Raw genomic sequence first — 6901 nt, 5'->3', positions numbered from 1 at the left:
AAGAATCTTCCAGTTGGAAAAGAGCTCAAGATACCTAATACAGGAGGACCTGCTAATATTCCTCCTCAAATGCAAACGTATGAGGTTAAAAAAGATGACACCCTCTATAAATTACACCAAAGATTTAATGTAAGTGTGGATGAGATTAAAGAAGCAAATCCAGGTATTGACGAAAAGAATCTTCCAGTTGGAAAAATTATCAATATACCTAAACTTAATACAGGAGGGGACGGCAGAACAACACCACCGCCCGGACTATCACCAAGCGGTGATAACTTTAATAAAGTATGGAAATTTTTTAAAGACCTAGGATTTTCAGATGAAGCAACTGCTGGTATCATGGGTAATTTACAACAGGAGTCTCAAATGGACCCAACAAGTAAACAAGGCAATGGTCGTAAACCTGGACGAGGGCTTGCTCAGTGGGAAACTAATAAAATTAGAGGTGGATCAGGACGTTGGGAAACACTAGAAAAGTTTGCTGACCGCGAAAATTTGGATAAATGGGATTTATACACCCAACTTAAATTCATTTGGTGGGAGTTAACTGAAGAACCTTGGATTAAAAGTCAGGTAAAAAAATATGCGGGTAGTTTGGAACAGTTTATGAAAATTAAGAACATTGACGACGCAATAATAAAATGGGAGAAAATGTATGAACAAGCAGGTAATCCAGTTTTAGAGGACCGTAAGAAATTTGCTAATGCTATTTATACCCGATTTGCAAGAGTATAGGTATGAGGGATAAGCAACTGTTGCAACCTTCTTCTTAAATCGAGTTAAAGCTCCAGGGTTTTCGAAAACGGTTTGAAATGTGATATATCAATCAGTTCAATATTCTCTTGTCACTGATAGAAGACTTTTGGCGCAATCAGAACGTGGAAACAAAAAGTGTATTTCTATATCCTTATAGGGAGATGCCTAAAATCAACGATGAATTTGAAATTGACTATTTCGTTGACCAATATAAGGCTAGTTCAGAAAAGGAAAAAAAGCTTCCGAAAAAGCGAGACTTCTTGGTTTTTTAGGATTGATTTGAACTATTCACCACTTAACGCCTTGCCGGACTGTTTGAAGTGGTGATAGTTCAATTCTTTATCAATATTAAATAGCAATAAAGTGTTTTATATTAGCCCCAAACCTAATCGAGGAAGATAGCCGACTTTGCCACTTTTCAAAATTTGTACTTGGTCATAGAATAGAGCACCACCCCATGGTCCTTCTTCATCGGTTGTGCTTGGGATTTTCCACCTCAAAGAGATGACTTCAGTACCTCTAGGAACAGGAACCGAAACCGAAGGAGATTCGAATTTAGGTTCAGGCATAAGCTCTAAATCATTAGTAACTAAATGCAGTCTTTTTGTATATGTTTTCACCAATTCTGTTCGATACAAGGCCAAATGAGCTAATTCTATTACCTTAGAATCTTCATCTTTTAAAGCCTTTTCTAACGCTAGACGCGTACTGTCTCCTGTTGCGATTCTTCCAAGACTTACTACCGCAAAAAAACGTATAGTCGCGCATTTATGTTTTAATAATCGAATTAGATAGGGTACTGCATTTTCACCAAGAGATTCCCATAGATAGGATCCACTTAAATGATAATCAAAGGTAATATTATTATTGGTATATTCACAATCATCTGGATTCCAACGAGAAAAAAGTACTTCAGGATTAGGTCTATTGACTCCAACTAGCAACTCATCACCAACAAAAATCTGATTAGGATTAGAAAGTTGATTAGCTGCAGCTAGGTTTGTTACAGTTTGATTAAAATGGGCTGCTAAGCACTCTAAAGTATCGCCGAATTGTACTACATAGTAAGGGTATCCACCTACTTTGCCGTATTCTATCGCAGGATTGGGAATATAAATTGGCTGATTAATAAAAATTAAGTTGGGATTACAAATTACATTATTTTCTATAATGGTTTTGGGCGTGAAGCCAAACTTTGCAGCAATTCCAGCTAAAGTGTCGCCAGGTTTAACTATATATATCATGCTATTTCACCTCTATTGCCTATATTATTCATTAAGGGTAAAGAGGTTCAATTTAATTTTATAAAAAGTACATCAGTATCCCTTCTAATTGATAATATTAGACTACATAACCTAGCTGTATAACTATTTCTTCAAAGATTATTTAAGCGGAAAAACATAATGATGTACATACTATTTTCTCAATAAGTGTTAGCATGTCTATTAATGTAATTCATTGTACAATTCTTCATGGCAGCGGGGAAGCTGGTAAAGTCGAGTGTATCTAAAGAAAGAAATAAATACACAGAGTATAATTATGAATTACAAGGGCTTGACGAAAAGGTAATGAAAAAGCGGTGAAACTTAATGGATTTAAATAATTTCGGAAAGAAGCATTCTTACGCGTGTTCCATTCTGATAAAAAAGGCGTAACAGCTTGGGAAGAGGTTAAGAAAGTCGAACTTCCTGCGAAAGTAAAAGAAAAGTTACACGTGAAATAAGCCATTTATAACGGCAGAATTTCCTACATGAAGGGTTTGCCTCTTTTTTGCCTATTTACGCCAAGGAACCTAGAAGAAATAGTATGTAGTCAAGTTCTGAATAGTGGCGTTTTAGTACCCATTTCATATTATTTAACTTTTCTAATGTTCTATAGGTTGTACGTCTTTAATTTCTTTTGAATTATCCGCCATTGCCTCAATCTCTTTGAAATCAATGTTTTGAATGTAACATATTTTTTAATTAGCCCTAGCATAAAAAGCTTTTTATACAATCCTATTAAAATAAGCGTAACGAATGTAACTTTTCATGTGGTTTGTTACATTAGATAAAATAAGAAAACCCACCTTAGATAAGATGGGTTTTTTAAATTTTTATTCTAAGTTTGTTACAACCACTCGCATCTAATTCGACAGTGATAATCATCCACTCCCAATCTTCTGCATTCTATATAACAAGGATCATTTTCCCAAGGAGGCCGAGTTACTAGTATTGAGTAAGGGTTATATCCATAGAGTGCTGTAGATGTTTGTGAGGTCTGCATTGAGTATGGAATGGACAAGTAGCTAGGTCTTGGTGGGTATTTAGGGGCACAATGCATGTCACATTCATAAGAAGGGTATGAATAAGGTGGATTTTCGCATTTTGTCATACATTCATAATATTCAGGTGGATATTCATGTTGATATTGACGATAATACAAAGACAATCACTCCTTATCTTAAACTTAGTTTTTATAATACTATATTTGATTGTATACCTTTTAGCTGATTGTCTATTTATAATTGGGTGAGTGCCAGAGTAAGCGACCTCAAACCTTTCTTACATAGCCATATACTTACGAGATATTGAAGCAAATGAAACCATACCAATACATTATCTATTATGAAAAATGCAAAAGAAACGTATTCCATTTGCTGTATTATATGATAAATATGGCGGTACAGCTGGTTAGGTAACAATTGAAGAAATTTTAGGTGATATCCGTGATGAATATTATGGAGATGAGCTTTCACCGATTCAGCAAATGATTAAAGAACATGTTGTTGTAGAAGGTAAAGTACTTATTAGTGAATTAAATGATTTACTAGGATTACATATGAATGATAGTGATGTTGATACAATTGATTTGAGCATGATGTGGAAAAATTAAAGCAGCTCTACACTCTTCTGCTAAGTTTTAGGGGGGCTAAATAAGTTTGCTTAACCAACCAACATATCACTTGTGTAAAAAGGAACACGTACAATAAAACCCCGATTAAGTCCGGTAACGGAGGATCGGGGTTTTGAATTAATATTTATCATCAATGGACTGCATCTATGTTTAAGCCTGGCTCCCTATGACTGTTTTCAACGCATCGACCGAGGGCTGGAAATAATATTCTCCACCTGTAGGAATAACAAACTCCTTCATGATATCCATCGATTTGTTCGTCGTATACGTGAAAGTGCGGCCCCTATTTCCATCACCATTTTGTCCAATAATTGGGTCCTCTCCGGGTGGCGGGCAAATATCGACTGAGTTAGTACATTTAGAGCCAACAGGCAATTCCGGTGAATTGGCCCATCCCTTGGTCAGAAACTCAAATTGAAAATCGATTCTGGTCTGATAACACAAAAACATCAATCCCCGGTTACCATTTTCCATATCGTTATATGGAGGCATTGAAAGGTTCACGTTTAGTGGGCTGCCAAAAGGAATCCCGCGTCTGAGTATTCGTCGGGTCAGGCTGGAAAATTCACTTACTATATCTGTAGCCGAGTCCCTTGGGTTAACCTTTCGGATATGTGCCGATATAGGGCACCGTCTGCCAAAAGAATCTTCTTTCGCTTGTGGGAAAGGGTCAGCGTAATTCAAGTTGGGGCTCAATTTTATATTGGTAGTATCAGATCCATATAAGAAATGGTTGTTTGCGTGATTATCTTCAGCTAACTCCCGGTTATCTGTTTCAGGAGAACGCATAAGCGGTGCCCCGCTTGGCCAACGCCCTACCATTTTCGTTCCCATAAGTGTCGGGCACATATTTAACTCTTTGGCCTTCTCTAATACAAATTCCCAAAAGCCTGCTACATCCTGGCGAAGTCTACGCACGACCAGAAAGGAACCGTTGTTTGCCCAAACAGGCACACCATATTTTATAGGTAAGTCTTCGTTCTCTACGGGAACTGGATCTAGAGATTGATCGTTTTGGCTTGGATATCCGAAAACGAACTCCCCTGGCCATACTAATTTTTCACCCGGCTCTGCATCAGTGAGAAATGCTTTATCTGATGGGTCAATCCAACGTTTGGTGAGCATATCTCCTGATGCAGTGGAGAAACGTCCCCTTACGGCTGGTTGTGAAATCCCGTCCCGAAAACCGAAATGTTCATGCCCTGGCAGGTCGTTACGATTTCTCCCAGCTTCTTCATAAACTAATTTCAAGCCGCTTTCGATGGTTGAATTCTTCTTTATCTCTTGCACCTTTTTATCGAGCTCCAACTCCGAGTCACTGGCAATAATGAGAAGAATCTCTGGGGAATTAGCGTCGCCTCCAATCACCCAGTTTTTAGGGTTCCCTTCCGAAGTTTGGTCCCTAGGGTCTCCAAGCTTTCCCGAACGCTTTTTCATTCCAAGTGCAAAAGGTCCATTTTTTGAAAAGTCCTTAAGTGATTCTTCCGAAACCAGTTTTTTTAGTCCAGCATATGAAAAGGCAATATTCATCCAAGTAGCAATTAAGCCAGTTGGTTCCGATCCTCTCCTGGCCCACATCATTTGATACAAACGATTGAACGTCACAACCTCTTGTGTGGTGGAAATCTGTGAACTGATGGACTGAATCCATTGTTTCGCCAAATTAGGGTCAACAATTTCGAAAAAGAGAAATTGCTGAAAGTCTTTGTTGAATCCACCCAAGATATTACCTTGAATCTGATTTACATGCAATAAAGGTTCTTGCTCTAGAGGGGCTACATTATTTTTATTGAGCTCTTCGTTTTCAAAGGGTGCCATAGCAACTTTCCTCCTTTTTACCTGATGACGCGCGTTGGTAATATTTCATTGTCTCCAGCGACAAGACCTGCGGGTCTAACCGCATCATCCGATGAACCAGGACATGTAAGCAACGGGTTTTGTATAGAATGATGCTTACTGGCTACTCCAGTCAATTTCATGGTAATACTTTCAGCAATTTGTCCACCAAATTCGATAGGGCGGCCATCGATTGTCATATCACCTACTTTGAAATTTGCAGATGCAGGAACTTCATATACGGCTCGTAAAACCTGTCCTTTCTGACCGCGCAAAATGGTCCAGTACTGAGCGGGATCACTACCATCAGGCGCTTCAAAACCGCTTGTATCTAAGTCGGAAATATAGAGACCTACGGGATCTTGCAGTGTAATCATCAATCCTTGCTGAGCCAATTTATTTACCTGAAATCCGATAGTCGGATCGCTGAATCGTTGAGCTTCACCGAAACGGGAGCAATTGATTAGAGCAGTTGGCTCATTAATCATTTCCCCATGAGCGTCCTTACGCAAAATTGTTGCGCGAGCTGCAATGTTAATTTCAGCAGATAAAGTGTTGTTTGGTTGGATTAGATGCATCGCGCCATGCGTGGTATTCCACTTGTTGTTAGGGTTATAGGTTCCATCTGGATTCAGGAGATCCGTCAAGCTTACGTCCTTGCTAATGTATTTTTGATACATTGCCAAGAGTACGTCTTTACTACCCTGAGCGCCTGCCGTTCTAGGACCACTATATCTTGTAGGATACCCATCCGCTAATGCTTGCCAATACTCAGGTCCCTCACAAGTAAAGGTGACTCGTAACACTTTATTTTCTTGGTCTCTTTCTGTATGCCACTCGCAATACTCATCATGTTGCCGAATTCCATTAGGATTCAATTTTTCTGCCGCTGGCAGATATAAATCTGGATTGTTGTGATTACGGATTTGAATCACTCGTGGAAAGGCGTTCCAAGTAATGTCAAGCGTTTGCATGTCCGATGAAGTTTCAGTGATAGACGGATTATAGAATTGGGGTATACCTCCTAATGCCGCCAATTCCTGTTGAACGTCCTGGATGTTACTATTGAAAAAATCGGAGATGATTTCATGCCAAGCCTCAACCTGATTAGGGATAGAGTCAAAGTCCTTTAAGTTACCTGGAGAATGAAAACGTCTTACAATTGTCATTATGATTATTCCTCTCTTAATTGATTTTTATTGGTAAATAGTAGACGGATTTAAACATCTGATTCTGCTCAGATTCAGACGAAACTATTACATTAACAATTAGGATCCAGATTTTCAATACACCAGCATCCTCGAATGAGAAAGTTATTTTTCAGTTTATGAATTTGATAAAGTCTTTCTGTTCCTGCAATAATATCTAGTGACAGGACATTCTTAATAAGGTTTGGAGAATTTGAAGGAAACAT

The 6901-nt window shown here is 38.5% G+C and carries 4 protein-coding genes and 2 pseudogenes; 3 read left to right on the top strand and 3 right to left on the bottom strand.

Translation table 11 applies throughout. From position 1 onward, the window contains the following. A partial coding sequence (locus tag ACTFSL_RS27865) for a phage tail tip lysozyme (RefSeq protein ID WP_440042770.1) occupies positions 1-735 on the top strand: 735 nt, incomplete at its 5' end. Positions 736-1124: 389 nt separating this feature from the next. Here ACTFSL_RS27865 and ACTFSL_RS27860 read toward each other — a convergent pair. Next, complete coding sequence (locus ACTFSL_RS27860; RefSeq protein WP_063538510.1) at positions 1125-2000, bottom strand: LysM peptidoglycan-binding domain-containing protein; 876 nt, start codon at positions 1998-2000, stop codon at positions 1125-1127. 362 nt (positions 2001-2362) lie between these two features. On the opposite strand from ACTFSL_RS27860, the pseudogene ACTFSL_RS27855 reads away from it, so the two are divergent. Both ACTFSL_RS27855 and ACTFSL_RS27850 read left to right on the top strand, forming a co-directional pair. Beyond that, positions 2363-2479 (top strand): annotated as a pseudogene (locus tag ACTFSL_RS27855) (YxeA family protein); the annotation flags it as partial. 812 nt (positions 2480-3291) lie between these two features. Continuing rightward, positions 3292-3627, top strand: a pseudogene (locus tag ACTFSL_RS27850) (hypothetical protein); the annotation flags it as partial. Positions 3628-3801: 174 nt separating this feature from the next. Here the strand turns inward: ACTFSL_RS27850 and ACTFSL_RS27845 are convergent. Both ACTFSL_RS27845 and ACTFSL_RS27840 read right to left on the bottom strand, forming a co-directional pair. After that, positions 3802-5469, bottom strand: coding sequence for a Dyp-type peroxidase (locus ACTFSL_RS27845; protein ID WP_063538512.1), 1668 nt, complete (start codon positions 5467-5469; stop codon positions 3802-3804). Between the two features lie 17 nt (positions 5470-5486). Continuing rightward, positions 5487-6656 (bottom strand): hypothetical protein, encoded by a 1170-nt coding sequence (locus ACTFSL_RS27840; RefSeq protein ID WP_063538514.1) that lies wholly within the window; start codon positions 6654-6656, stop codon positions 5487-5489. Positions 6657-6901 lie beyond the last annotated feature (245 nt).

This window comes from Bacillus cereus group sp. MYBK108-1, assembly GCF_051917185.1.
Taxonomy (GTDB): domain Bacteria; phylum Bacillota; class Bacilli; order Bacillales; family Bacillaceae_G; genus Bacillus_A; species Bacillus_A cereus.
Note: the sequence above shows the minus strand (reverse complement) of the source record. Positions and strands in the feature narration are given on the sequence as shown.

Bases quoted from the DNA above. Each gene is read 5' to 3' on its own strand.
- ACTFSL_RS27860 (WP_063538510.1), bottom strand. From the start codon at position 2,000: ATGATATATATAGTTAAACCTGGCGACACTTTAGCTGGAATTGCTGCA.
- ACTFSL_RS27845 (WP_063538512.1), bottom strand. From the start codon at position 5,469: ATGGCACCCTTTGAAAACGAAGAGCTCAATAAAAATAATGTAGCCCCT.
- ACTFSL_RS27840 (WP_063538514.1), bottom strand. From the start codon at position 6,656: ATGACAATTGTAAGACGTTTTCATTCTCCAGGTAACTTAAAGGACTTT.